Source organism: Streptomyces sp. BE20 (genome assembly GCF_036322525.1).
In the GTDB taxonomy this organism is placed as follows: domain Bacteria; phylum Actinomycetota; class Actinomycetes; order Streptomycetales; family Streptomycetaceae; genus Kitasatospora.
In genome coordinates, this window is the sequence record NZ_JAQYWW010001211.1 from 1 (window position 1) to 389 (window position 389).

Sequence of the window (389 nt, forward strand, 5' to 3'; positions counted from 1 at the left end):
CCCGCCGGTCTTACGCTCGCCCGCCGCCCCTCCGGGCTGCCCGCCCCCCCCCCCCCCACGCCCCCCGCCCGCCCCCCCGGCCCCCACCCCCCCACCCACCCCCCCCCCCCTGACCCCCCCCCCCCACCCCCCCCCCCCAACACAAAAACCCCCCCAACAAAAAAAAAAAAAAAAAAAAAAAAAAAAACAACAAAAAACAAAACAAAAAAAAAAACACCACCCCAACCCCAAAAACAAAAAAAGATAAGAAAAAAAAAAAAAAACCCAAAAACAAAACAAAAAAAAAAACACCACCCCAACCACCCAACCCCCACCCCACCCACAAAAACCACAACAAACAAAAACAACCACCAAAAAACAAACAAACAACCAAACCCACAAACACCCCC

General features: G+C 53.2%; 1 protein-coding gene. It reads right to left on the reverse strand.

Annotated elements, in window-relative coordinates; translation table 11 throughout:
- On the reverse strand, positions 1-237 hold a 237-nt coding region (locus tag PUR61_RS45670; RefSeq protein WP_329885072.1), incomplete at its 3' end, for a hypothetical protein.
- Between the last annotated feature and the right edge of the window lie 152 nt (positions 238-389).